This is a genomic window from Mycobacterium sp. IS-1742 (genome assembly GCF_001500125.1).
Taxonomy (GTDB): domain Bacteria; phylum Actinomycetota; class Actinomycetes; order Mycobacteriales; family Mycobacteriaceae; genus Mycobacterium.
Genome location: NZ_LQIV01000023.1, coordinates 54,843 through 79,472 on the forward strand (window position 1 = coordinate 54,843; position 24,630 = coordinate 79,472).

Annotated in this window: 21 protein-coding genes and 2 pseudogenes; 12 read left to right on the forward strand and 11 right to left on the reverse strand. The window is 68.3% G+C overall.

Going from position 1 to position 24,630, the window contains the following annotated elements:
- The 7 genes from AU196_RS14800 to AU196_RS14830 are packed head-to-tail and all read left to right on the forward strand — an operon-like array spanning position 1 to position 9,047.
- The gene (locus AU196_RS14800; protein ID WP_059095837.1) at positions 1 to 1,239 is read left to right on the forward strand and encodes a cytochrome P450; all 1,239 of its coding nucleotides are present in this window, start codon (positions 1 to 3) and stop codon (positions 1,237 to 1,239) included.
- Positions 1,240 to 1,258: 19 nt separating this feature from the next.
- Positions 1,259 to 2,440, forward strand: a complete 1,182-nt coding sequence (locus AU196_RS14805) for an amidohydrolase family protein (RefSeq protein WP_502687266.1) — start codon at positions 1,259 to 1,261, stop codon at positions 2,438 to 2,440.
- Between the two features lie 26 nt (positions 2,441 to 2,466).
- On the forward strand, positions 2,467 to 3,735 hold the full coding sequence (locus AU196_RS14810) for a M24 family metallopeptidase (RefSeq protein ID WP_059096080.1): 1,269 nt from the start codon (positions 2,467 to 2,469) through the stop codon (positions 3,733 to 3,735).
- Positions 3,725 to 4,858: a M24 family metallopeptidase gene (locus AU196_RS14815; RefSeq protein ID WP_059095839.1), complete on the forward strand. Its 1,134-nt coding sequence runs from the start codon at positions 3,725 to 3,727 to the stop codon at positions 4,856 to 4,858. Before AU196_RS14810 ends, AU196_RS14815 begins: the two co-directional genes overlap by 11 nt.
- Positions 4,851 to 5,810, forward strand: a complete 960-nt coding sequence (locus AU196_RS14820; protein WP_059095840.1) for an enoyl-CoA hydratase/isomerase family protein — start codon at positions 4,851 to 4,853, stop codon at positions 5,808 to 5,810. Before AU196_RS14815 ends, AU196_RS14820 begins: the two co-directional genes overlap by 8 nt.
- A gap of 2 nt (positions 5,811 to 5,812) precedes the next feature.
- Positions 5,813 to 8,224, forward strand: coding sequence for a CaiB/BaiF CoA transferase family protein (locus tag AU196_RS14825; protein WP_059095841.1), 2,412 nt, complete (start codon positions 5,813 to 5,815; stop codon positions 8,222 to 8,224).
- A 16-nt stretch (positions 8,225 to 8,240) separates the two neighbouring features.
- Positions 8,241 to 9,047, forward strand: coding sequence for an SDR family NAD(P)-dependent oxidoreductase (locus AU196_RS14830; RefSeq protein ID WP_059095842.1), 807 nt, complete (start codon positions 8,241 to 8,243; stop codon positions 9,045 to 9,047).
- Here the strand turns inward: AU196_RS14830 and AU196_RS14835 are convergent.
- Complete coding sequence (locus AU196_RS14835) at positions 9,044 to 10,111, reverse strand: NAD-dependent epimerase/dehydratase family protein (protein ID WP_059095843.1); 1,068 nt, start codon at positions 10,109 to 10,111, stop codon at positions 9,044 to 9,046. The genes AU196_RS14830 and AU196_RS14835 overlap by 4 nt on opposite strands.
- Positions 10,112 to 10,219: 108 nt before the next feature.
- On the opposite strand from AU196_RS14835, the gene AU196_RS14840 reads away from it, so the two are divergent.
- Positions 10,220 to 11,050, forward strand: coding sequence for a lysophospholipid acyltransferase family protein (locus AU196_RS14840; protein WP_059095844.1), 831 nt, complete (start codon positions 10,220 to 10,222; stop codon positions 11,048 to 11,050).
- Positions 11,047 to 12,690: an acyl-CoA ligase FadD12 gene (fadD12, locus tag AU196_RS14845; RefSeq protein ID WP_059095845.1), complete on the forward strand. Its 1,644-nt coding sequence runs from the start codon at positions 11,047 to 11,049 to the stop codon at positions 12,688 to 12,690. Before AU196_RS14840 ends, fadD12 begins: the two co-directional genes overlap by 4 nt.
- On the opposite strand, the gene AU196_RS14850 is transcribed toward fadD12, so the two are convergent.
- The 3 genes from AU196_RS14850 to AU196_RS14860 form a co-directional block, all read right to left on the reverse strand.
- Positions 12,687 to 14,138 carry a WS/DGAT/MGAT family O-acyltransferase gene (locus AU196_RS14850; protein ID WP_059095846.1) on the reverse strand — a complete coding sequence of 484 codons (1,452 nt, stop codon included), beginning with the start codon at positions 14,136 to 14,138 and terminating at the stop codon, positions 12,687 to 12,689. The genes fadD12 and AU196_RS14850 overlap by 4 nt on opposite strands.
- 171 nt (positions 14,139 to 14,309) lie before the next feature.
- Positions 14,310 to 15,146 (reverse strand): mycofactocin-coupled SDR family oxidoreductase, encoded by an 837-nt coding sequence (locus AU196_RS14855; protein WP_059096081.1) that lies wholly within the window; start codon positions 15,144 to 15,146, stop codon positions 14,310 to 14,312.
- A gap of 203 nt (positions 15,147 to 15,349) precedes the next feature.
- A complete protein-coding gene (locus tag AU196_RS14860; RefSeq protein ID WP_059095847.1) occupies positions 15,350 to 16,069 on the reverse strand; it encodes a TetR/AcrR family transcriptional regulator in 720 nt (239 codons plus the stop codon).
- A gap of 122 nt (positions 16,070 to 16,191) precedes the next feature.
- On the opposite strand from AU196_RS14860, the pseudogene AU196_RS26430 reads away from it, so the two are divergent.
- The 3 genes and pseudogenes from AU196_RS26430 to AU196_RS14870 all read left to right on the forward strand — a co-directional run.
- Positions 16,192 to 16,854 (forward strand): annotated as a pseudogene (locus AU196_RS26430) (acyl-CoA dehydrogenase family protein); the annotation flags it as partial.
- Between the two features lie 57 nt (positions 16,855 to 16,911).
- Positions 16,912 to 17,373: pseudogene (locus tag AU196_RS26435) on the forward strand (acyl-CoA dehydrogenase family protein); the annotation flags it as partial.
- A gap of 9 nt (positions 17,374 to 17,382) precedes the next feature.
- Positions 17,383 to 18,165, forward strand: a complete 783-nt coding sequence (locus tag AU196_RS14870; RefSeq protein ID WP_059095849.1) for an enoyl-CoA hydratase — start codon at positions 17,383 to 17,385, stop codon at positions 18,163 to 18,165.
- Between the two features lie 79 nt (positions 18,166 to 18,244).
- Here AU196_RS14870 and AU196_RS14875 read toward each other — a convergent pair whose 3' ends face one another.
- The 7 genes from AU196_RS14875 to AU196_RS14905 form a co-directional block, all read right to left on the reverse strand.
- Positions 18,245 to 19,129 carry a type IV toxin-antitoxin system AbiEi family antitoxin gene (locus AU196_RS14875; protein ID WP_059096082.1) on the reverse strand — a complete coding sequence of 295 codons (885 nt, stop codon included), beginning with the start codon at positions 19,127 to 19,129 and terminating at the stop codon, positions 18,245 to 18,247.
- Positions 19,130 to 19,290: 161 nt separating this feature from the next.
- Positions 19,291 to 20,067, reverse strand: coding sequence for an acyl-CoA dehydrogenase family protein (locus AU196_RS14880; protein ID WP_197415808.1), 777 nt, complete (start codon positions 20,065 to 20,067; stop codon positions 19,291 to 19,293).
- A 23-nt stretch (positions 20,068 to 20,090) separates the two neighbouring features.
- Positions 20,091 to 21,212: an acyl-CoA dehydrogenase family protein gene (locus AU196_RS14885; RefSeq protein ID WP_059095851.1), complete on the reverse strand. Its 1,122-nt coding sequence runs from the start codon at positions 21,210 to 21,212 to the stop codon at positions 20,091 to 20,093.
- Complete coding sequence (locus AU196_RS14890) at positions 21,209 to 21,646, reverse strand: nuclear transport factor 2 family protein (protein WP_059095852.1); 438 nt, start codon at positions 21,644 to 21,646, stop codon at positions 21,209 to 21,211. Before AU196_RS14890 ends, AU196_RS14885 begins: the two co-directional genes overlap by 4 nt.
- Entirely contained in the window at positions 21,621 to 22,856 is a 1,236-nt protein-coding gene (locus tag AU196_RS14895) for a metal-dependent hydrolase family protein (RefSeq protein WP_059095853.1), read from the reverse strand. The genes AU196_RS14890 and AU196_RS14895 overlap by 26 nt, the downstream gene beginning before the upstream one ends.
- Before the next feature lie 94 nt (positions 22,857 to 22,950).
- Positions 22,951 to 23,280: a hypothetical protein gene (locus tag AU196_RS14900; protein WP_059095854.1), complete on the reverse strand. Its 330-nt coding sequence runs from the start codon at positions 23,278 to 23,280 to the stop codon at positions 22,951 to 22,953.
- Positions 23,273 to 24,625, reverse strand: coding sequence for an aromatic ring-hydroxylating oxygenase subunit alpha (locus AU196_RS14905; RefSeq protein ID WP_059095855.1), 1,353 nt, complete (start codon positions 24,623 to 24,625; stop codon positions 23,273 to 23,275). Before AU196_RS14905 ends, AU196_RS14900 begins: the two co-directional genes overlap by 8 nt.
- Between the last annotated feature and the right edge of the window lie 5 nt (positions 24,626 to 24,630).

The window sequence follows — 24,630 nt, forward strand, 5'->3', positions numbered from 1 at the left end:
GTGTCGGACACGTTGACCGGAACCGCCGATGTCTCCGCGGACATCCCGGAGTATCCGATGGAGCGCGCGGCGGCGTGCCCGTTCGCGCCGCCGCCGCGGATGCTCGAGATGGGTGCGGCCAAACCCCTGTCCCGCGTGCGGATCTGGGACGGCAGCACCCCGTGGCTGATCACCGGGCATGCGGTCGCCCGTGAGCTGTTCGCCGATTCGCGGGTCAGTGTCGACGACCGCCGGTCGGGTTTCCCGCACTGGAACGAGCACATGCTGTCGACGGTGAACAAGCGGCCGCGGTCGGTGTTCACCTCCGACGCCGAGGAGCACACCCGGTTCCGCCGGATGCTGTCGAAGCCGTTCACCTTCAAGCGTGTCGAGGGTCTGCGCCCGGTGATCCAACAGGTCACCGACGAGTGCATCGACGAGATCCTGGCCGGCCCGCAGCCCGCCGACATGGTCGCCGAGCTCGCGCTGCCGGTGCCCACCCGGGTGATCAGCGACATGCTCGGCGTGCCCTACGAGGACCACGAGTTCTTCCAGCACCACGCGAACGTCGGGCTCGCCCGCTACGCGAGCGCCGCGGACGGTCAGAAGGGTGCGATGAGCCTGCACCAGTACCTGATCGACCTGGTGAAGAAGAAGATGGAGAACCCCGCCGAGGACGCGGTGTCCGACCTCGCCGAGCGGGTCACCGCGGGTGAGATCAGCGTCAAGGAAGCCGCGCAGCTCGGCACAGGCCTGCTGATCGCCGGACACGAGACCACCGCCAACATGATCGGCATCGGCATCCTCGCGCTGCTCCATAACCCCGAACAGGCCGACTTCCTGCGCGCCACGGACGATCCCAAGGAGATCGCCAACGCGGTCGAGGAGTTGATGCGCTACCTGTCGATCATCCAGAACGGTCAGCGACGCGTCGCGATCGAGGACATCGAGATCGCGGGGGAGACGATCCGCGCCGGGGAGGGCATCATCCTCGACCTCGCCCCGGCCAACTGGGACGCCGCCGCCTACCCCGAGCCGGACAAGCTCGACCTGCGCCGCGACGCCGGCCAGCAGCTCGGCTTCGGCTACGGCCGCCACCAGTGCGTCGGGCAGCAGCTCGCCCGCGCCGAACTGCAGATCGTCTTCCACACCCTGCTGCGCCGTATCCCGACCATGCGTCTCGCCATCCCGTTCGAGGACGTGCCGTTCAAACACGACCGCCTCGCGTACGGCGTCTACGAACTTCCCGTGACCTGGTAACAGGTTGTCCGACAGCCCGATTGGAGTGCCCACAGTGTCAGCCCCCAGCACCACCCTCTATCCGCCCGAAGGCTTCGGCGCGCCCAAGCACCGTCACGGCCACTCCGCCGGAGCCGTGACCGGCCTTCCCGAGGGCACCGAGATCTTCTCGGCCGACAACCACATCTCCGTCGCCGACGACATCTTCTACGAGCGCTTCCCCGAGGAGCTCAAGGGTGCCGCCCCGCGCATCTGGTACGAAGACGGCGCCTACATGGTCGGGATGAAGGGCAAGGCCTGGACCGGCGGCGATTTCGGCCGGGTGCTGATGCAGTACGACGACCTCGCCGGCGCGGCGTCGAACAACATCGAGGCCAGGATCCGGGAGCTCAAGGAGGACGGCATCGACAAGGAGCTCGCGTTTCCGAATGCTGTACTCGCCCTGTTTCATTATCCGGACAAAAGTCTGCGGGAGCGGGTGTTCCGCATCTACAACGAGCACATCGCCGATCTGCAGGAGCGCTCCAACGGCCACTTCTACGGCGTCGGCCTGATCAATTGGTGGGATCCGAAGGGCACGCGCAGCACTCTCGAGGAGCTGAAGTCGTTGGGGCTGCGCACGTTCCTGCTGCCGCTGAATCCCGGCAAGGACGACGACGGCAACATCTACGACTACGGCAGCACCACGATGGACGCGGTCTGGGACGAGATCGAGGCGGCCGGCCTGCCGGTCAGCCACCACATCGGCGAGACGCCTCCCAAGACGCCGTGCCAGAACAACAGCGTCGTGGTCGGCATGATGGTCAACGTCGACTCGTTCCGCGAACAGTTCGCCAAGTACGTCTTCTCCGGCATCCTCGACCGGCACCCGTCGCTGAAGGTGGGCTGGTTCGAGGGCGGGATCGCCTGGGTGCCCACCGCGTTGCAGGACGCCGAGCACATGCTGGCCTCCTACCGGCACATGTTCAACCACCAGCTCGAACACGGTGTGCGCCACTACTGGGACAACCACATGAGCGCGTCGTTCATGGTCGACACGCTCGGTCTGCAGCTGATCGACCGCATCGGCGTCGACAACGTGATGTGGTCGAGCGACTATCCGCACAACGAGTCGACGTTCGGCTACTCGGAGAAGTCGTTGGCCACCGTCGTCGAGGCCGTCGGCCCGGAGAACGCGGTCAAGATCGTCAGCGGCAACATCACGAGGTTCCTGGGCCTGTGAGCGAAGCTCGCGAGCGAACCATGAACCTGACGACGTCGACTCATTCCGGCGTCACTCAGATCGCCCGTACCGGGTACACGTGGCTGGACATCCCCGACGAGCCCGACTTCGCCCGGCTGCGTGGCGAAGTCGCAGTGCGCCTGCACGCGGCGATGGCCGATCAGGGCGTGGACGCGCTGGTGCTGCTGGGCAACGGCAGCGTCATGTACGCCACCGGTATCAGCTGGCCGCTCGCGGATGCGGGCCTCTCGCACGTCGAGCGGCCGGTCGCGGTCGTGCTGGCCGACGACGAGCACCCGCACCTGTTCCTGCCCTTCCGCGAGGGTGCGGCGATGGAGTCGGGCCTGCCCGACGACCACCTGCACGGGCCCGTGTATCTCGAGTTCGACGAAGGCGTCGCGGAATTCGCGAAGATCCTGGCCCGCCTGATCCCGGCCGGCGCGACGATCGCGACCGACGAGTTGACCGGGGCGATGCGGCGGGCCGGCAGTGCGCTGTTCCCCGACGAGCCGATCGATGCCGCCCCGGTGATCGGCGCGGCCAAGATCGTGAAGACGATCGATCAGATCGCCTGCATCCGGCGCGCGTGCCAGATCACCGAACAGGCCGTCGCAGAGATCCAGCAGTCGCTGGCGCCCGGGGCGCGACAGATCGACCTGTCCGCCGAATTCGTCCGCCGCACCTTCGAACTCGGCGCCACCACCAACATGTTCGACTCCATCTGGCAGGTCATGCCCGCGTCGAGGACAGACGGGCCGTGGACCACTACCGGCGACCTCGCGCTGCCACTGCTGACCACCAAGCGCGAGATCCGGCAGGGCGACGTGCTGTGGACCGACGTGTCCATCGCCTACCACGGCTACTGCTCCGACCACGGCCGCACCTGGATCGTCGGTCAGGATCCGACGCCGGCCCAGCAGAAGCAGTTCGACAAGTGGGCCGAGATCGTCGACGCGGTGCTCGCGGTGACCAAGGCCGGCGCGACCTGCGGTGACCTCGGACGCGCGGCGACCGCCGCGGCCGGTGGGGAGAAACCGTGGCTGCCGCACTTCTACCTGGGCCACGGCATCGGCACGAGCGCGGCCGAGATGCCGATGATCGGAACAGATCTCGGCCAGGACTGGGATGACAAATTCGTCTTCCCGCCCGGCATGCTGCTGGTGTTCGAGCCGGTGGTCTGGGAGGACGGCACCGGCGGCTATCGCGGCGAGGAGATCGTGGTGGTCACCGAGGGCGGCTGGATGCCGCTGACCGAATATCCGTACGACCCGTACGAGGTGTCCAATGGGAGTTGAGATCGAGGCGGACGGCCGGGCTCTGCGTCACAGCCGTCGCGAGCGCGCCCTCGCGCAGATGGAGATCCATGACCTGGACATCCTGGTGCTCGGCCGCCAGGCCAACGTCCGCTACATCTCCGGCGCACCTCAACTGTGGGTGGTCGGGACGCGCCCGTTCGGTCCGATCTGCGAATTCGTGCGCGCCACCGGGGAGATTCACCTCAACAGCACGTGGGACGAGGGGATCCCCGAGGAGATACCGCACGAGAACCTGTACGGGTTCGCCTGGAATCCCATGACGCTGGTGGGCATTCTGCAGAACATCAAGGGTGCCGACAGCATGCGCAGGGTCGGAACCGATGCCCTGACACCGACGTTCGCGAAGCTGCTTCCGATGGCCTTCCCGAACGCGGAGCTGATCGACGCCGAGCAGGCCATGCAGGCGGCCCGCCGGATCAAGACCCCCGAGGAAGTGCAGGCATTGCGGCGGGCGCTGGTCGTCGCCGAGGAGGGCCTGGCGGCCGGTGTCGCCGAACTCCGTGCGGGGACCACCGAGAAAGCCCTCGCCGGTGCGGTGCTCAAAGCCGAGGCCGCCGGTGGCGTGAGCACCCCCGCCACGCAGGACGCGGCCTGGGTGACCTCCAAGGAGCATCCGTGGCGCCGTGCCGAGGGCGCCGGCCGGGTGCGCGAGGGTGACCTGGTGGTGTTGTCGGCCGGCGTGCTGGCCGACGGCTATGTCGCCGAGGTGGCCCGTACACTCCATGTCGGTGAGCCGACCGCCGCCGTGCGCGGCCTGTACCGGCGACGAGATGAGCTGTGGGACAAACTGATCGAAGTGTGTCGGCCAGGTACGACCACCAGTGCGTTGCTGGATGCCTACCAGCAGGCCGGTGAACCGCTGCCGGCGATGCCGGTGGCGCACGGACTCGGATTGGGTTTCGACCCACCGGTGGTGTCACCGACCCTGCGAGCGACCGCGGAAACCGACATTCTGGAGGAGGGCATGGTGCTCGCCGTGACTGCGTATGTGTGGGAACGGGGCGTCGGCGCGGTGTTCACCCGCGACGCGGTCCTGATCACCGCCGACGGCGCCGAGATCCTCTCGGCCGCTCCGGCTTACGGTGAGGCCGTCCATGGCTGACCGGCCGACACCGGAGGAGATCATCCTCTACGAGAAGGATCCGAAGACCAAGATCGCCACCATCACGTTCAACCGGCCGGAGTTCCTCAACGCGCCGACATCGTTGGCACGCCTGCGGTATGCCGACGTGTTGCGCGCAGCCAACGCCGACAACGACGTCAAGGTGGTGATCATCCGCGGCGTCGGCGACAACCTGGGCAGCGGCGCCGATCTCCCGGAGTTCATGGAGGGCAACGACAATCCGGCGGTGCGGCTGGCAGAGCTGCGGCTCGAGGATGACGGCGTGGGGGAGGTGACCTACCCGCCGAAGGGCACGTTCCGCAACGGGGCGACCATCAGCTCGTGGTACGCCAACTCGCAGGCAGGCAACCGGGCGCTGCAGGATTTCAAGAAGATCAGCATCGTCGAGGCCAAGGGCTACTGCTACGGCTGGCATTTCTACCAGTGCGCCGACGCCGATCTGGTGATCTCCTCCGACGACGCGTTGTTCGGTCACCCGTCGTTCCGCTACCACGGCTGGGGTCCGCGGATGTGGACCTGGGTGCAGATGATGGGGCTGCGCAAGTTCCAGGAGATGGTCTTCACCGGCCGCCCGTTCACCGCCGCCGAGATGTATGACTGCAACTTCCTCAACAAGGTGGTGGCACGCGACCAGCTGGAGGCCGAGACCGAGAAGTACGCGCTGGCCTGCGCGCGAAACCGCCCGGTGGACACCGTCTTCCAGCAGAAGATGTTCTTCGAGATCTTCAAGCAGCAGCAGGGCGAGTACATGGGCAGCCTGCTGTCCGCGTTCTTCGAGTCGATGGGCAACGGCGTCGCCAACGACAGCGACGAGGACCTCGACATGTTCGAGTCGATCGATTCCGGGCTGTCCGCCGCGGTCAACGACAACGACAGCAAGTTCCCGCCGGAATTCCGGTTGAGCAAGCGCAACCGCGCGAAGCCGGACTGACGATGGCGGCACCGCCACTGGACGGCGTGCGCGTGGTCGACCTGTCGACCGGTATCGCGGGCGCGTACTGCACGAAACTGCTCGCCGACGGCGGTGCCGAGGTGATCAAAGTCGAACCACCCGAGGGCGATCCGCTGCGGCGGTGGTCGGCCTCGGGTGCCGACACCGGCGGCGACGGCGCGCTGTTCTCCTACCTGGCGTGTTCGAAACACAGCGTGGTCGCCGATCCCGCCGATCCGTCCGACACCGCGTTCGTCGACGAGCTGCTGGCCGCGGCCGAGGTGGTGGTGTGGTCGCGCGGGTCGGCGGTCGCCGAACACCCCGACTTCGCGCCGGCGGCGATGCACCGGCGCCACCCGGACCTGATCGTCACCGCGATCACGCCGTTCGGCCTCGACGGCCCGTGGACGGACCGTCCGGCAACCGAATTCACGCTGCAGGCGTGGTCGGGTGGCATCGTCGGGTTGGGCCGGGGCGCCCCGGACCGTGCGCCGGTGTACGTCGGCGGACAGATCGGCGAATACCTCGCCGGTGCGTACGCGAGCGCCGCGACGTTGGCCGGCCGGCTACGCGGTGTCGGCGAACTCATCGACCTGTCGATGCTCGAGACCCAGATCCTCGGCCTGACCTACTACCCGGTGACCTACCACCAGATGCTGGGCCGGCCGTGGCGTGACGCCCGCAAACTGACCGTGCCCGGGATCGCCCGTGCCAAGGACGGTCTGGTCGACATCGGCTGCGGCACCGCCCAGCAGTGGTTCGACCTGTGCGCGATGACCGGACACGACGAGTGGATCGACGAGAATTCGCCGCTGTCGATCACCGAGCAGGCCAACGAGAAGGCCGAGGAGCTCTACGCCTGGGTGGCCGAGCAGACCGTGGACGAGATCCGCGACCTCGCGTCGGCATTCCGCATCCCCAACGCGCCGGTGGCCAACGGCGAGAACGTCGCCACCCTCGACCACTACGTCGAACGCGGCTCGTTCGTGACCAATCCGCGCGACGGGTTCACCCAGCCCGGCCCGCCCTACCGGCTGACCCCCGCGGTCCAGCGAGCCCCGCGGCCCGCCCCGCGCCTGGGCGAGCACACCGAGCTGTATCGGCAGTACCCGCGAAACAGCATTCCCTGTCGTCGAGGCGACGACGTGACAGCAGGGAATACTGTTTCGGCGCAACCGGCCCTGCCATTCGAGGGGCTGCGCGTGCTGGACCTGACGACGTTCTGGGCGGGGCCGTCGTGCACGCACATCATGGCGCTGCTCGGCGCCGAGGTCATCCACGTCGAGTCCACGCGCCGTCCGGACGGGACCCGGCTGATCGCCGGCATCCCCGCCACCGAAGAGCAGTGGTGGGAGAAGTCGCCGATCTTCTCGGGACTGAACACCAACAAGAAGGGGCTCACCCTCGACCTGCACACCCCGCGCGGACGCGAACTGCTCAACCGGCTGATCGAGACCTCCGACGTGGTGGTCGAGAACTTCACGCCGAGGGTGCTCGACCACCTCGGCCTCGACTTCGCCGCCGTGCAGGCGCTGCGCCCGGACACGATCATGCTGCGGATGCCCGGATTCGGGCTCGACGGACCGTGGCGGGACAACCCGGCGTTCGCCTACGTGATCGAGGCCGCGGCCGGAATCAGTTGGCTCACCGGCTATGCCGACCGCAATCCCAACGAACCGTACTCGGTGGGTGACCCCAACGCCGGGGTCCACGCGCTCAACGGTCTGCTGCTGGCGCTCGAACACCGGCGCCGCACCGGACAGGGCGTGCTGGTCGAGGCGGCGATGGTGGACGCCGCGCTCAACGTCGCGGCCGAACAGGTCATCGAGTACAGCGCCTACGGTGCGCTGCTTCAGCGCGCGGGCAACCGAGGCCCGACCGCGGCACCGCAGAACCTCTACCTCAGCAGCGACATCGACGAGTTCGGCCGTCTCGACAGCTGGGTCGCGATCGCCGTCGCCACGGACGCGGAGTGGGATGCGCTGTGCGCGGCCATCGGCGCCGCCGACTGGGCCTCGGACCCCGCGCTCGCGACCCTGCACGGACGCCGCGCCGCACACGACGAGATCGACGAACGCCTCGCGCAGTGGTGCGGGGAGCGCGGTGCCGACGAGATCGTCGAATGCCTGTGGCAGGCAGGCGTTCCGGTGGCGAAGGTGCTGCAACCCCACCGGCAGACCGAACTGCCGCAGCTGGCGCATCGGGGATTCTTCGAAGAGGTCGACCACCCGGTGAACCGGCCGACGCCGCACAGTTCGCTGCCGTTCCGCCTGTTGGCCGGGCCGCAACGCTTCCACCGCCACCCGGCGCCCCTGCTCGGGCAGCACACCGAGGAACTCCTCGCCGAACTCGGTCTGACCGCGGACGAGATCGCCCAACTCGCCGCCGACAAGGTGATCGGCCACACGGTCTGACTGGTTGACTGACGCCATGGCCATCGACCCGTCCGGCATCCTGCTCACCGACCGTGTCGCCGTCGTCACCGGCGGCGGCACCGGTATCGGCCTCGGCATCGCCGCGGGCCTGGCGGCGTTCGGCGCCCGGGTGGCGATCTGGGAGCGCGACGCCGACCGCTGCGCGGCGGCCGCCGAATCTGTCGGCGGACTCGGCATCGTCACCGACGTTCGCGACGGCGACCAGGTGACGGCGGCCCTCGACCGCACCGCCGCCGAACTGGGCACCGTGACCATCCTCGTCAACAACGCGGGCGGCACGTTCTCCTCGCCCCTGCTGGAGACGAGCGAAAACGCCTGGGACGCACTGTACAAGGCGAATCTGCGCCACGTCCTGCTGTGTACGCAGCGGGTCGCGCGGAAGATGGTCGCCGCCGAGGTCGGCGGCAGCGTCATCACCGTGACGTCGATCGAAGGTGTCCGTGCCGCACCGGGTTACGCGGCGTACGCGGCCGCCAAGGCCGGCGTCATCAACTACACGCAGACGGCCGCATTCGAGCTCGCGCCGCACGGGATCCGGGTCAACGCGCTGGCACCCGACGTCATCGTCACCGAGGGACTGATCGCGCTGTCACCCGACGGCCTGCCCGCGGGCATCGGTGACGCGATACCCATGGGACGGCCCGGCACCGTCGACGAGATCGCCGGGGCGGCGGTGTTCCTGGCGTCCGACCTGGCCGGATACATCACCGGTCAGACCCTGCACGTCGACGGCGGCACCCACGCGGCAGGCGGCTGGTACCGGCACCCGCAGACGGGGGCGCCCACCCTTGGGCCGGGTTAGCCGTTCCGGTCGAGCCCCGGTTCTCCGAGCCGGGAGCGGATCGCGGCCCACGGGTCGGCGTACTTCCCCGGCATGTTCCGGTACGCGGACTGGCGGGCGACGAAGATCCGCGCCAGCGGTGCGAGCAGCTGTATCGGATAGCGCAGCACCCCCACCTGAGCGCGCATCTCGGCGATCATGTCGGGCCACGAATGATGTTGGAACTGCAAGGCTTCCTGCGCCCGGGCGGTGTCCATCCAGTCGGTGATGAACCAGGCGTCGTCGCGGTCGGGGTCCCCGGGACGGCCGGGCGGCAGCGCTCCGGCCAACCCGCGGGCGCCCGCGAGTGCCGCCCCGACCTCGCCCTGGCGGATCTTGTGGGTGTCGTCCCCGGCGATGAGCAGGATCTCGCCCACGACGTCGGCGGTGGTGGCCGCGGCGAACGCCCACGCGACGTCGCGCACGTCGACGCTGTGGAGCCGGCCGTCGGTCGGCAGTGCGCTCTCGAAGAACAGCGCGTCGGTGGTGAGGGGCATGGCCTTCGGGTCGACGCTGAGCACGCCGCCGAGGCGCAACACCACCCACTGCAGGCTCGACGCGCGCACGATCTCCTCGGCTTCGAGCTTGTGCCCGCCGTACAGTTCGGTCGGCGTCGGCGGGGTGTCCGCGGTCACCGGGCCGGTGTGCCGGTGCGGGTTGCGGGCGCCGTACACCGCGTTGCTCGAGGCCTGTACGAAGCGCGGCGGCTGCGGCAGCGCCTCGGCCGCCCGCACCAGCGTTGCCGTGGCGTCCACGTTGACCTTCCGGGCCACCTTCGGGTTGCGGTAGATCGGCGGGGGGATCACGGCGGCGAGGTGGATGATCGCGGCGGGAGCCACCTCGGTGAGGAGCTGGTCGACCTGAGCGGCATCGGTGAGGTCCGCCCAGCGCGCCTCGGCGCCGCCGGGCAGCGACGCGGCGGCCTTGCGGGTGGCATCCGTTCCGAGGTCGGTCGCGACCACACGCCGGCCGAGTTCGGCCAGCCGGCGCACCGTTTGCGAACCGACCAGACCGAAACCGCCGGTTACGAGCACTGCGTCTGACATTGTTCTCCTACGAGGTCGTCACGCAGAACGGGTGATTATGGTGTTCTCCTTTAGCGAGAGTAACGTATTCGCTGATCCGGCCGGATCGCCAGCCGTCAGGGGGAGCCGATGAGCGACGAAGATCGAGGCGAGGGCAAGCGGGTGCCGCCCGACCGCCCGGAGGTCGCGAAGTGGGATCCGGAGTTCACCGCCGCGATCGCCAAGACCGTCGGCGCCGCGATCAGACGCTACTTCCGCTCGGAGGTCCGCGGTCTGGACGCGATGCCGTCCGCAGGCGGCGCGCTCGTGGTGTCGAACCACTCCGGGGGCATGCTCACACCCGACGTCCTGATCTTCGCCCCGGCCTTCTATGGGGAATTCGGATATGACCGGCCGGTGTACACGCTGGCGCACTACGGTGTGTTCGTTCCCCCGCTGGGCAGTCTGCTGCGCCGCGCGGGGGTGATCGAGGCCAGCCGCGAGAACGCGGGCAACGCGCTGCGCTCGGGTGCGGTGGTGCTGGTGTTCCCCGGTGGCGACTACGACTCCTACCGGCCCACGTTCTCCGAGAACAGGATCGACTTCGCCGGCCGGACCGGCTATGTCCGCACCGCGATCGAGGCCGGTGTGCCGATCGTGCCGATGGTGTCGATCGGCGGGCAGGAGACCCAGTTCTTCCTCGCCCGTGGTGACTCGCTGGCCCGCAGGCTGGGGCTCAAGAAGGTCCGCATGGAGATCCTGCCGGTCAGCATCGGCTTCCCGTTCGGGCTGTCGGCGATCTTCCCGCCCAACCTGCCGCTACCGTCGAAGGTCGTGACCAGGGTGCTCGAACCGATCGACATCGCCGCACAGTTCGGCGAGGATCCGGACGTCAAGGAGGTCGACGCACACGTGCGCAGGGTGATGCAGGAGGCGCTCGACGAGCTCGCGCGCGAACGCCGATTCCCGGTGATCGGATGAGCCCGGCATTGGGGGGCGCCGCGGCCAGAGTGGCCGGGAGCCTGGGGCTGATGCAGACGCTGTGGCGCTCCCGCCTCATCGCCCCGATGCGTCCGGACCGCTACCTGAAGATGGGCGCGGCCGTGCGCCGGGTCGGGGTGACCGCGACGGTCGGATTCGCCACCGCTGCGCAGCGCTGCCCAGACCGGCCCGGGCTGATCGACGAACGCGGCGTGTTGACCTTCAAGGAACTCGACGACGCCTCGGATGCGCTCGCCGCGGCGCTGCAGGGCCTGCCCGGCGGTACTCCGGGCACCGTCGCGATCATGTGCCGCAACCACCGCGGGTTCGTCGAGGCCCTGCTGGCCGCCAACCGCATCGGCGCGAACGCGCTGCTGCTGAACACCTCCTTCGCCGGACCGGCGCTGGCCGAGGTGGCCCAGCGCGAGGGCGCCGACGTCGTGATCTACGACGAGGAGTTCGGCGAGATCGTCGACCGCGCCCTGGCCGATCTGCCCGACGCCGTCCGCATCGTCGCCTGGACCGACAGGCCCGGCGGCGCCGAGACCACCGTGGACGGTCTGATCGACGCGCACCGGGGGCGGCGCCCCCGGCCCGCCGAACGCCGCAGCGAGATCATCCTGCTGACCTCGGGCACCACCGGAACCCCCAAGGGCGCCAAGCGTTCCGCGGGCAGCGGTGGTGCGGGCGACCTCAAGGCCGTGCTGGACCGGACGCCGTGGCGCGCCGAGGAGACGACCGTCATCGTCGCGCCGATGTTCCACGCCTGGGGGTTCTCGCAGCTGTTGTTCGCCGGACTGCTGGCGTGCACGATCGTCACCCGCCGCCGCTTCGACCCGGAGGCCACGCTGGCGCTGGTCGACGAGCACCGGGCCACCGGGCTGATCGTGGTGCCGGTGATGTTCGACCGCATCATGGACCTGCCCGACGAGGTGCGTGCCCGCTACAGCGGCCGGTCGCTGCGGTTCGCCGCCGCCTCCGGCTCGCGGATGCGGCCCGACGTCGTCACCGCGTTCATGGACCAGTTCGGTGACGTCATCTACAACAACTACAACGCCACCGAGGCCGGCATGATCGCCACCGCGACACCCGCCGACCTGCGTGCCGCACCCGACACCGCGGGCACGGCCGCCGACGGCACCGAGATCCGCATCTTCGACCCCGAGTTCCGCCAGCTGCCCCCCGGCGAGACCGGCAGCATCTTCGTCCGCAGCGGCACGCTGTTCGACGGGTACACCTCCGGCTCGACGAAGGACTTCCACGACGGCTTCATGTCCTCGGGGGACGTCGGCTACCTCGACGAGAACGGCCGGTTGTTCGTGGTCGGCCGCGACGACGAGATGATCGTCTCCGGTGGGGAGAACGTCTACCCGATCGAGGTCGAGAAGACCCTCGCCGCGCACCCCGGGGTCGCCGAGGCCGAGGTGCTCGGGGTGGACGACGAGAAGTACGGCCAGCGCCTCGCCGCGTTCGTGGTGCCCGCTGCGGGAGCGTCGGTCACCGCCGAGGAGCTCAAGGAACACGTCCGCGACAACCTCGCGAATTACAAGGTTCCGCGCGACATCGTGATCCTCGACGAACTACCCCGCGGCGGCACCGGCAAGGTGCTGCGCAACGAATTGCGCGCGCACCTCGACTAACCGACGGCGGCGGCCGGTGCCATCGCGGTGTCGATCGCGCGCAGTTCCGCGGGCAGCCCCGCGGCCCGGCGGATCTCGACGAGCGCATGCACCATCGCGTCGGTCGCCTCGTGGATATCGCGGAAGGTCTGGTCGTCGGAGAGCACCGAGATGTCGACCTGGTCGACGTAGCTCCACACCGTCATGTTGAAGGCGCTCGCCGCGGAAAGCACACCGACGGAATAGATCTCGGTGACGTCGGCGCCGCCGATGTGTCCCCGCTCGCGGGGGCCGGGCACGCTCGACACCGCGACGTTCATGATGCGGTTGTGCGCGGCGTGCTGGGACTGCCAGCGGAACGCGGTGGGCGCGACGGGCGGCGGCAGGTACTCCATCATCCGGCCCTGCAACCGCGGGCCCATCAGATCGTGAACTTCTTTGGCGCGCTTGGTGGCCAGTGCGGTCAACCGGACCCGCCGCAACGGGTCGTCGATGTGGACGGGAAGCGACACCGCCAGCCCGCTGATCTCGTTGCCGGTCACCCGGTCGGGGGAGCGGTCGGTCGCCACGGGCACCGAGGCCAGCAGGGGGCGGTCGGCGCGACCGTCGTAGCGCAGCAGCAATTCGCGCAACCCGCCGGCGCTCACCGACAGCACCAGATCGTTGAAGGTGACGCCGAGGTGTTTGGCGGTCTCCTTGATGTCCGCCAGCGCCACCGAGGCAGTGGCGAAGGTCCGTCCTGGCGACACCACGTGATTGAGGAACGTCGGCGGCGTCCGGAACATCTTCGCCATGTCGTCGGCCCCGCCGCGTTGATCGCGCGTCCGTCGCCGGACCCGGACCGCTCCGCGCACCGCCTGGCCCACCAGGCCGGGGAACTCGACCGCCTTCTGCACGTGGTCCCGGCTGGCCTCGGCGAACAACTGCGACTTCGTCGGGGGCTGACAGGTGGTGTAGTCGTCGCGTTCGGGGGTGACCTCGCCGGCCAGATCCATCAGCCGCGCAAGCAGGTTCGCCGACGCGACCCCGTCCGCCAGGGTGTGGTGCACCTTGCCGATCAACGCGAACCGGTTGTCGGCCATGCCTTCTGCGAAGTAGAACTCCCACAGCGGCCGGTCCCGGTCCAGCGGGGTGCTGGCGATCTGCCCGATGACCTCATCGAGTTCCCGGCGACCGCCCGGGGCGGGCACCGACACCGTGCGAACGTGGTAGTCCAGATCGACGTCGCAGTTCTCCTGCCACATCGGGTGGTGGAAGCGCAGCGGGATGTCGACCAATCGGTAGCGCAGCGGTTCGAGCAGGTGCAACCGGCGGGCGATGGTGCGCCGGAACACCGCGAAGGAATACGGACTGCCGTGGGTGGCGTCGTAGGACGTGGCGTCGATGATCGCCACCTTCAGGGTGTGCGTGTGCAGGTTGGGTGTCTCGCTGTACAGCAGCATCGCGTCCATGCCGTTGAGCCGCTTCACGCCGCACCTCCGTCCTCGCCCGCCCGATAAAGAGGATCCCCGCGATCGCGCGAATCCATGCAACCACCCTGGCGCGGTGGCTACGCCGGTTTTGCCGGAATGGACACCCCGAGACCCGAACGCGAACCGGGGACCTCGCGCATGGCGAGGTCCCCGGTTCGTCGGGAGGTGTTACTTCAGGCAGCTGCCGCCGTCGACGGGCAGGGTGACACCGGTGATGTAGCGGGCCTCGTCGGAGGCGAGGAACAGCACCGCGTTCGCGATGTCCTCCGGTTCGACCCAGCCGATCGGCAGCGTGTGCATCATCTGGCCGACGACCTTCATGTCCTCGGGACCCGGGTTCTCCAGGTCGGGACGGAACAGCTTCATGGTGCCGTCGTTCATGAACAGCGGCGTGTTGACGTTGGTCGGATGCACCGAGTTGACGCGGATGTTCTGCGCGCCGAGCTCGACGGCGAATGTCCGCATCAGGCCCACCACACCGTGTTTGGCCGCGACGTAGTGGCCGGTGTGCGGGTAGGCCTTGAGGCCGCCGACCGAGCTGGTGAGGATGATCGAACCGCCGCGGCCGCCCGCGAGGATGTGCGGCACACCGGCCTTGACCGTCTTCCACACGCCGCCGAGGTTGACGTCGATCATGTCTTCCCAGTCGCCTTCACTGGTCTTGTCCAGCGTCTCACCGCCGTTGCCGATACCGGCATTGGCGACGATGATGTCCAGCCGGCCCAGCTGCTCGACACCGGAGTCGACGGCGGCTTTGAGCGCGTCGAAGTCGCGGGTGTCGACCTCGGCGGTGAAGATCCGGCGGTTGAGTCCCTTGACCAGGTCCGCGGTCTCGGCGAGATCCTCGGGGGTCGAGAGCGGGATCCGGACGCTGTCAATCTGCTTGCAGATGTCGACGGCGATGATGTCGGCGCCCTCCTGCGCCAGCCGCACCGCGTGAGCCCGACCCTGCCCGCGGGCCGCACCCGTGATGAATGCGACTTTGCCTTCTACCCGTCCTGCCATCGGTTCCTCGATTCCTCGTTCGGTCATGCGCTGTGCACCTGCTCAGCACCTTCCCATCGGCATTCAATTGTGTCAACGCCGCACTCGCCTCGGGCAATTTCTACTATCCGCTTAGTAGAACGGCGTTTTCACGAGAATGCGCACCGGCCCAACCCTTCCGGGAAGGGCGCCGCCCGTACGTGAGTCGGTTCGCCGGCGGTGTGCTAGATCTTGGCGAATCCGTGCGCGACGAAGTCCCAGCACTCGTCGGCGGTGATCGGGTGGACGGAGCCGTCGTCGGCGCCGCCGCTGGACTGGGCGACGAACATGACGGTCTGCATGGTCATCGCGGCCATCCGCTTGGGGTTGATGCCCTCGCGCAGCTGCCCGGCGGCGCTGGCCTCCTCCATCAACTCGGCGAGCAGCACGAGCAGTGGGGCGTGTGCCACCTTCACCTCGGCCGGGTGGGAGACCAGAAGGCGGGGTGCGAAATCAGTGAAAAGCGGCCGTTTGGCAGCGGGATCCGGCCGTGAAGTCTCGAAAAGCAACTGAATCGCCACTTTGAGGCGTTCGATCGGATCGGTGTGGCTGGCGGTCGCCGCGCGGATCTGGTCGGCCGACCGGCTCAGCGCGTCCTCGAACAGGGCCAGCAGCAGCTCGTGCTTACCGTCGAATTGCAGATAGAAGCTGCGCAGCGACTGTCGCGACCGGTCGACGACCTCCTGGACGGTGAAGTCCGTGCTGCCCTTCTCGATGATGATCGCCTGAGCGGCGTCGAGGAAGCGCTGAACGCGCTGCGCGGCGCGCAGTTTGGCGGTCTTGATCGACCGCTCGACGGCCCGCTGCTTCCAGGCGGGCTCTTCGCTGGGTGTACTCACCGGCAGCTCGTGGCCTGGCCGATTCGGGAGAACATGGATGAACTGTACCGGAGAACGCCTGGGCATTGTGGTCCTGGCCCCCCTCGCGGCCCACGTGTCGGAGATTGTGCCTTCCTCATGACGAGAATAGTATTCTCAGATTACGCATTAGAGAAGCGTTTCTCCAGAGAGTGGACCCCGGGAGTGCCGTGCAACTGACTTTCGACGCCGACGTCGAAGCTTTCCGGGCCGAGTTCGTGGCGTTCCTCGACGCCAACCAACCCGACGAGGCGGACGCGACGCAGCGCCCGCGGTCGTCGGCCGACCTGCCCGACTGGGCGCGTCGCTGGCAGCGCCTGCTGTTCGACAACGGCTGGCTGCTGCCCGGCCACCCGCCGGAGTTCGGCGGCCGCAACGCGACCATCCTGCAGCAGTACGCCTATCAGCTGGAATTGTCGCGGCGCCGCATCTATCACAGCTTCAACCCGCAGGGAGTGGGGATCATCGCGGCGTCGCTGATCTCCTTCGGCACGCCCGAACAGCAGCAGAAGTGGGCGGTGCCGATACTGCGCGCCGAGATGACCGCAGCGCTCGGCATGAGCGAACCGGGCGCCGGGTCGGATCTCGCCTCGCTGCGCACCAGGGCGGTGCGCGCACCGGACTCCGGGCACTACGTCGTCAACGGACAGAAGGTGTGGACGTCGGGGGCCAGCGAAGCCGACGTCCTCCTCACGTTCGTGCGGACGGACCCGGACGCGGCCAAACACCGGGGGATCAGCGTGCTGATGATTCCCACCGATTCGCCCGGCGTGATCCGGCGACCGTTCGCCTCGATCTGTGATGCCGGAGAACTGGACTTCAACGAGGTCTTCTTTAACGACGTCGAGGTGCCCGCGGAGAACCTGATCGGTCCCGAGAACGACGGTTGGCGGGTGGCCAACGGGTCGCTCGGACACGAGCGGACGATGCTGTGGCTCAGCTACGCCGACCGCCTGCAGGACCTCGTCGAAGACTTCCCGGTGCGCACCGCACTGGACCGCGACCGCTACGCCACGATGGTGATGGACTCCATGGCGCTGCGCCTGCTCGGCTCGGTCGCGCTCGCCAGGGCCGCCAGGGGAGTCGACGACGCCGCGGCGCTGTCGGTGCTCAAGCTGTTCGGCTCCGAGGCCGGACAGACGGCCACCGAACGCGCCCTGGACGCCGTCGGCGTCGACGGCCTGGCCCACCCCACGACCGTCGGGCCGTGGACCCCGCTCAACCTCGACGCCTATTCGTGCGGGTGGTTCGAGCGCTACACCCGCACCTTCGCCGGCACCATCGCCGGCGGCACATCGGAGATCCAACGCAACATCATCGCCCAGCGACTGCTCGGCCTGCCCAGGAGTTAGAGGAGAGACGTGTACATCGACTACGAGGTCGCCGACCGGATCGCGACCATCTCGCTGAACCGGCCCGAGGTCGCCAACGCGCAGAACACCGAACTCCTCGACGAACTCGACGCGGCGTGGACGCGGGCCGCCGAGGACCCCGAGGTTGTGGTGATCGTATTGCGCGCCAACGGCAAACACTTCTCCGCCGGCCACGATCTGCGGGGCGGCGGCCCGGTGCCCGACAAGATCACCCTCGAGTTCATCATCGCCCACGAGTCCAAGCGCTACCTCGAGTACACGCTGCGCTGGCGCAATACGCCGAAGCCCTCGATCGCCGCGGTGCAGGGCCGCTGCATCTCCGGCGGACTGATGTTGTGCTGGCCGTGCGACCTGATCATCGCCGCCGACGACGCGCTGTTCTCCGATCCGGTGGCGCTCATGGGGATCGGTGGCGTCGAATACCACGGCCACACCTGGGAACTGGGGCCGCGCAAGGCCAAGGAGATCCTGTTCACCGGCCGTCCGCTGACCGCCGAGGAGGCCGAGCGCACCGGCATGGTGAACCGGGTCGTGCCCCGCGACGACCTCGACACCGAGACCCGCGCGCTGGCCGAGCAGATCGCCACGATGCCGCCGTTCGCACTGCGCCAGGCCAAGCGGGCGGTCAATCAGACCCTCGACGTGCAGGGGTTCTACGCAGCCATCCAGTCGGTGTTCGACATCCACCAGACCGGCCACGGCAACGCATTGAGCGTCGGCGGATGGCCGGTGCTGGTGGATCTCGACAAGATGAAGAACACCGTCAAGTAGCGGGTCCTGCCGCACCTCCTTCCGCGAGCGTGCGTGTCCACGCACGACACGCCGGGAATCTCTCGGATTTTGCGCACCGTCACGCGGCGCGCGCGTGCCGCAGTTGCTGGTCGATGCGGGCCACTAACTCCCGTGGGCGGTGTCGGACGTCCTCGAAGACGATCGGGATGACCACCCAGCCGACATCCATCAGCGCTGCCTGACGGCGACGGTCCCGGGTCATCGCATCCGGGCCGCTGTGCCAATCCACCCCGTCGTACTCGGCTGCGACGCGACAATCGGGCCACGCGAAGTCGAGGCGGCGCAACTCGCCGTTGCCGTCCACGATCTCGTACTGCAGCTCGGGAGCCGGTAGTCCGCCGTCGATCATGGCGAGCCGAGCCTCGCTCTCCATCGGCGACTCCGCCCGTGGATCGGCGAGGGCCAGCAGGTCGCGGACAGCGACGATGCCGCGCCGGCCGGCCTGTTCGATTGCGGCGCTCCACAACTGACCCCGGTTGACGGTGCCGCTCCGAAGCGCTGCGTCGAGGGTGGCCAATGCGCGCGGACGGCGAAGCCCGCGCGCCACTTCAACGGCTGTCCAGGCGGGTGCCGTCGCGCGCCGCTCACCGGCTGACACGAGTGGTGCGCCGTCACGGCGATGGACAACCAACCCGTCGGCCGGGCGCAACTGGTGTCCGGGCGGATTGAGCACATGCAGGTCCCTGGGCTCTTCGGTGTCGAACCCGAACAGGGCCGCCGCGGTCGCCAGGCACACCGCGACCTTCGTGCCACTCGTCAGGTCAAGTGCCCGCAGCCGTAGCTCGTCGGTGGGTTCGCCGAGGCAGTACACACCGTGCCAGATCCGCTCGAGGTACCTGCGCTTCACCGACTCGAACTCGTGACGCGATGCGACTGCGAGGATCTGCCCGCTCGCCGCGACGCCGCCCTGCCGATCGAACAACCGCTGCAGCACCGGGTCCATGGCGGCCATCGTCGGGGAAATCGGCCGGCGTGCGAACTACCGAATGCGGTAGCTGTGCATGGAATGGTCGCTGTGCACAGTCACTCCGCACGAGCGTGCGCAAACGCTCGTAATCTCGCGGCGTGTCGTGTGCAGACACGCACGCTCGCGGGGAGGAAGTGCTAGAGGTTCGCCAGCCGGGGCGCCGAACCGCGCGCCCGCAGACCCGCGCCCGCCCGGCGCGCGAGTTCTTTTGAGCTGCCCAGTAATCCGTCGAGCACCAGCGCCCGCTTCACATGCACGTGCAGATCGTGTTCGGCGGTGAACCCGATTCCGGCGAGCACCTGTTGGCAGTTCTTCGCCGCCGTCAGCGCCGCCTTGCCCGCAGCCGCCTTGGCGAGCAGCGCGGTCAGGTCGGGGTTCTCCGACCCGGGCAGGGTCAGCGTCGCCTCGGCGCCCTCGATCGCCACCAGCGTCTCGGCCAACCGGTGCCGGACGGCCTGGAACTGGGCGATCGGCTTGCCGAACTGCACCCGGTCGCGCGCGTGCGTGCAGGCGAGCGTCAGCATCGCCCGCGCCGATCCGACCAGCCACCAGCCGACCGCCAGGCGGGCCTCGGCCACCCGGATCGGATAGCCCTCCTCCTCGCGGCGCAGCGGCAGTCCGCCCAGCGTCGAGTTGGGGGCCGTCCCGATGCGGTCCCACACCACCCACGCGTTACCCGCGTACGGCAGGGGCAGTTCCACCGTGTCGCCGATCGTGTTCCCGGTCGCGTGCAACACCACGTCGACGAGAGCCGATGCGTGCGAACCGGTTTCACCGAGCAACCGGAACACCAGCGGCACCGCGGTCTCGGGCATGTCGGTCAGCATCTCGGCCCACCCGAGTTCGGTGAGCGCGGCGTCGAGATCGGGACCCGACGACGACAGCATGGTCTTGCGCAGGGACGTTTCGAGCATGTCGAGTGACTGCTGGTCCACGGTCACTCCTTCCCGAGGTCGAGCAGGCGGCGGGCGATGATGTTGCGCTGCACCTCGGCGGTGCCGCCGTAGATGGTGGCCGCCCGCGAGTACAGGTACTCGGTGCGCCATTCGGTGTCGTCGAGTTCGACTGCGCCGGGCAACAGGTCCCGCGCGGTGTCGTAGAGGAGCTGCTCGGCGCCGGCCAGCAGGACCTTGTCGATCGACGTGTCCGGCCCGAGCCGCCCACCCCCGGCCAACCGGTGCTGGGTGGCGCGGGAACGGCACCGCAGCGTGTGCAGCGCCAGATACACGTCGCCCATGTCGGTGTCCACGGCCTGACCGATCCGCTTGACCTCGCCGACGAGCGCGTCGAACCGCGAATACAGATAGGCGATGCGCTGCCAGAAACACGTGGACCGTTCGTAGGGCAGCAGGTCCATCGCCAGCTTCCACCCGTCACCGGGCTTTCCCAGCATGCGGTCGGCGCCGACCACCACGTCGTCGAAGTACACCTCGCAGAACTCGTCGACGCCGTGCATGGTGTGCAGCGGACGCACCGTGATCCCGGGGGTGTCGAGGTCCACGAAGAACGCGGTGATCGCCTCGTGGTCGGGAGTGTCCGGGCCGCCGGTGCGAGTGAGCAGGATGCAGCGGTGCGAGTACTGCGCGAAGCTGGTCCACACCTTCTGGCCGTTGATGATCCACGTGTCGCCCTGCTGCACCGCTCGGGTGGTCAGCGAGGCCAGGTCGCTGCCGGAGCCCGGTTCGGAAAACCCTTGGCACCATTGCTCTTCACCGCTGAGCAGTTTCGGCACCATCTCGGCGGCCAGTTCGGGCGACGCGTAGTCGATCATCGTCGGGGCGAGCACCTCGAGCATGGAATACGGCCCCGGCTCGGCCAGCCGGCGGCCGACCACCTCTTCGCCGACGATGGCGCGCAGGATCGCGGGCCCGCCCAGCCCGCCGGCACTCTCGGGCCAGCCGTAGCGCATCCAGTCGGCGTCGTAGAGCGCGCGCTGGACCCGGGCGAACTGCCGCAGGTGGCCCTGCAGCGAATGGTCGTCCGGCGGCGTGAGATCGTTCTCGTCCAGCCAGGTCCGAAGTGCCGTGCGGAATGCGGCCGGCTCCAGGAGGTCGGTCATCCCGCCTCCGGTCTCCCGATCGCGTGCGGGCGCCCGGAGTCGTGGTCGCCGCTGCGCCGGATGAACGTCATCGCACGGGTTTTCAGCCGCCAGCCGCCCTCGGTGCGGACGTAGGTGTCGTCGTAATAGCCGATGCGCATGTCGTGCTTGGAATGCTCGATGAAACACAGCGGCTGGGTGCCACTCGCCGTGTCGGCGCCCTCCGTCAGATCCACCAGCGCGGTGCCGGTCATGAACAGCCCCTTGGGCGCGGCGTCCACCAGCACGGGGAATCGGTTGAGGGTGTAGGTCTCGCCGAACGCGCTGTAGGTGCCGTCGGGGGTGAAGACACTGGTCAGCCCGTCGATGTCGCCCTGGGTGATGGTGACGGCGTACTTGGCGAGCAGCTGCTGGATCTCGACCAGATCCTCAGTGCGTGTGGGTGTCGTGCTCATTCTTGTAGACCTTACCGCCCTTCATTACAAAGTTGACTTCCCGTGTAACGCCGATGTCTGCCAGTGGGTCGCCGGGGACGGCGATGATGTCGGCGAGCAGCCCCTCGGCCAACCGGCCGCGGTCGGTGACGTCGATCAGGTCGGCGGCCACGACGGTCGCCGCCCGCAGCACCGCGGCGGGCGGCATTCCCCAGTCGACGAGCGTGACGAGCTCATCGGCGTTGCGGCCGTGGGGGATCGCCGGTGCGTCGGTGCCGACGGCGATCTTCACCCCCGCCTCGTAGGCGGCCTTGATCGACGTGCGTGCCTTGGGGAACATCTCGGCGGCCTTGGCCTGCAGCTCCGGTGGCGCCTTCGAGACGTCCATGTACTCGGCCAGCCGCCGGGTGGTCACCAGGAACCGGTCGTTGTCGACCAGCATCTGGATGGCCTCGTCGTCCATCAGGAAGCCGTGTTCGATGCAGTCGATGCCGCAGGCGACGGCGTGTTTGACGGCCTCGGCGCCGTGGGTGTGCGCGGCCACCCGCAGGCCGCGCCGGTGCGCCTCGTCGACGATGGCGCGCAGCTCCTCGTCCGAATAGTGTTGTGCGCCGGCCTCACCCGTCAGTGACATCACGCCGCCCGATACGCACACCTTGATCAGCTGGGCGCCGTGCTTGATCTGGTAGCGCACCGCCTTGCGGATCTCGTCGATCCCGTTGGCGATGCCCTCCTCGACCGTCAGCTCCAGGGCGCCCGGCATGAACGCGGCGAACATGGTCGGGTCGAGGTGCCCGCCGGTGGGGGTGATCGCGTGGCCCGCGGGGACGACCCGTGGACCGTCGATCCAGCCGGCGTCGATGGCCTTACCCAGCGCGACGTCGAGCAGGTAGCCGCCCGTCTTCACGAACAGCCCGAGGTTGCGCACGGTGGTGAACCCGGCCCGCAGGGTGCGGCGGGCGTTGCCGACCGCGCGCAGCACTCGGGTGGGCGGATCGTCCTGCACCTGCGACAGGCCCGGGTTCTCCCCGCGCCCGCCCATCAGGAGGTTGACCTCCATGTCCATCAGGCCGGGCAGCAGGATCGAGTCGCCGAGGTCGATGACCTCGGCGCCCTCGGGCGGCTCCCCGCCGACGGAGTGGATCCGGTCGCCGTCGACGTGCACGGTGCCTGGGCGGACGATCTCCCCGGCGTCGACGTCGAGGAGGCCCGCGGCTTTGAGGGTCAGCATGGCTGCGCCGACACTACGGTTGTCGACGGAATTCGGGCGGTTTTCGTCAGAAACCGTGGTCTCGGCAGGGGTTTCGGCGATCCGTCACCCACCGCTAGACCACCGGCTCCTTGATCAGGTTGATGTAGGCCGCGCCGCTGTCGAGCACGCGCGGCTGCTTCCACACCTCGACGGGGAAGCTCACCATCACGATCGACTGGCCCAGGTGCACGAGCGCCTTCGCGTCGTCGGGCATGCTCGCCAGCGGAAAGCGAGCGTCGACGTACACCATGATGTCCTCGAGTCGCGCCATGCCGGCGTCGTAGAGGTCCTGCATCTCCTCCATCGTGGAGTTCAGCCGCTTCTGGTAGCGCTCCTCCTCGGTGGGCAGGCACCAGTCCGCGAACCGTTCCAGGTCGGCGAATTCCTCGGGCAGCTTAGGCATGTGCGGATTCCTTCTCGTCTTCGGTGGTCGCGGCGTGCTTGCCATTGGTGGCGCCCACGGAGGCACTGCCGTTGGCCAGAGATGCCTTGTACCGGTCCACGTACTTGTGTGCCGTGTGGTGCAGGTGACGCAGCAGGATCTCCTGGTCGCACAGCGGGAAGTCGAGTACGGCGCGGGTGCCGATCTGCGTCTGCGTGGCTTCCAGCGTGTTGGCGTCCTGGAACGCGTACTCCTTGAAGGTCACCGCGGCCAGTTCCTGGGAGAGCCGTTCGCGCAGGTTCTTCGGCGGCACGAAGTACAGATCGGCTTCGAAGATGTGGGTGTCCACACCGGTCGGCCAGTAGTTGTACGTGAGGTACCAGCCGGGCGCCCAGAACAGCAGGGTGAAGTTCGGGAAGAACTCGAACGAGTCCTGGCCCCAGGTCGAATGGCGCCCGGGGTTGATGGCCGGCGGCAGCTCGTCGGGCAGGATGCCCTTGATGTCGGGCCGGTCCCACGGTCCGAACAGCCCGCTGTGCAGGATTCGCTCGATGGGCTTGACCATCTTCAGATCCTTCGGCGGGCTCATGCCACCCCAGGACGAGATCATCGAGTGATCGCCCTTGATGTCGTAGTGCAGCGCCTCGAAGCCGAACTTGGCGAGCTTCTCGGCCTCCTCCTTCTCCGCCTGCTTCATGTGCAGGATCGGCGCGTGGTAGAACTCGACGAACGCGTCGATGAACAGCTTCCAGTTCGACCTGACCTCCGAGCGATAGCTGTAGTGCTCGGTCATCTCGTGGAACGGATAGCCCTTCAAACCCTGGCCGAATTCGCCCAGGTACTCCTCGAGGGAGATCGCGTCGTCGTCGAAGTTGACGAAGATGAAGCCCTCCCACACCTCGCAGCGCACCGGCTTGAGCGGGTATTCCTGCTTGTCGAGGTCGAAGAACTCCTGCTCCTGCTGGACGAACGTCAGGTCACCCGCGAGGTTGTAGCGCCAGGCGTGGTACTTGCAGACGAACTGACGGCAACTCCCGGAGACCTCTTCCCCGGGGTAGTCGCTCCACACCAGCTTGTTGCCGCGGTGGCGGCACAGGTTGTAGAACGCGCGGACCTGGTCACCGTCGTTGACGATGATGATGGATGTGCCCGGACCCACCGACGGCATCTCGCGGGTGAAGTAGCTGCCCTTCTTGGGCGTCTGCTCCACGCGGCCGACCTTGAGCCAGGTCTTCCGGAAGATCGCCTGCTGCTCGAGCAGCCAGTGCTCGGGGTTGATGGAGTCCTCGTAGTTGACCGGCGCCGTGCCGAGCTCCGGCCAGTTCTCGGTCCAGCTACCGGCGGCCGGTTTCGGAAAATGTGCCACGGTTC

Bases quoted from the DNA above. Each gene is read 5' to 3' on its own strand.
- AU196_RS14815 (WP_059095839.1), top strand. From the start codon at position 3,725: ATGGGAGTTGAGATCGAGGCGGACGGCCGGGCTCTGCGTCACAGCCGT.
- AU196_RS14820 (WP_059095840.1), top strand. From the start codon at position 4,851: ATGGCTGACCGGCCGACACCGGAGGAGATCATCCTCTACGAGAAGGAT.
- AU196_RS14825 (WP_059095841.1), top strand. From the start codon at position 5,813: ATGGCGGCACCGCCACTGGACGGCGTGCGCGTGGTCGACCTGTCGACC.
- AU196_RS14830 (WP_059095842.1), top strand. From the start codon at position 8,241: ATGGCCATCGACCCGTCCGGCATCCTGCTCACCGACCGTGTCGCCGTC.
- AU196_RS14835 (WP_059095843.1), bottom strand. From the start codon at position 10,111: ATGTCAGACGCAGTGCTCGTAACCGGCGGTTTCGGTCTGGTCGGTTCG.
- AU196_RS14840 (WP_059095844.1), top strand. From the start codon at position 10,220: ATGAGCGACGAAGATCGAGGCGAGGGCAAGCGGGTGCCGCCCGACCGC.
- fadD12 (WP_059095845.1), top strand. From the start codon at position 11,047: ATGAGCCCGGCATTGGGGGGCGCCGCGGCCAGAGTGGCCGGGAGCCTG.
- AU196_RS14855 (WP_059096081.1), bottom strand. From the start codon at position 15,146: ATGGCAGGACGGGTAGAAGGCAAAGTCGCATTCATCACGGGTGCGGCC.
- AU196_RS14860 (WP_059095847.1), bottom strand. From the start codon at position 16,069: ATGCCCAGGCGTTCTCCGGTACAGTTCATCCATGTTCTCCCGAATCGG.
- AU196_RS14875 (WP_059096082.1), bottom strand. From the start codon at position 19,129: ATGGACCCGGTGCTGCAGCGGTTGTTCGATCGGCAGGGCGGCGTCGCG.
- AU196_RS14880 (WP_197415808.1), bottom strand. From the start codon at position 20,067: ATGCTCGAAACGTCCCTGCGCAAGACCATGCTGTCGTCGTCGGGTCCC.
- AU196_RS14885 (WP_059095851.1), bottom strand. From the start codon at position 21,212: ATGACCGACCTCCTGGAGCCGGCCGCATTCCGCACGGCACTTCGGACC.
- AU196_RS14890 (WP_059095852.1), bottom strand. From the start codon at position 21,646: ATGAGCACGACACCCACACGCACTGAGGATCTGGTCGAGATCCAGCAG.
- AU196_RS14895 (WP_059095853.1), bottom strand. From the start codon at position 22,856: ATGCTGACCCTCAAAGCCGCGGGCCTCCTCGACGTCGACGCCGGGGAG.
- AU196_RS14900 (WP_059095854.1), bottom strand. From the start codon at position 23,280: ATGCCTAAGCTGCCCGAGGAATTCGCCGACCTGGAACGGTTCGCGGAC.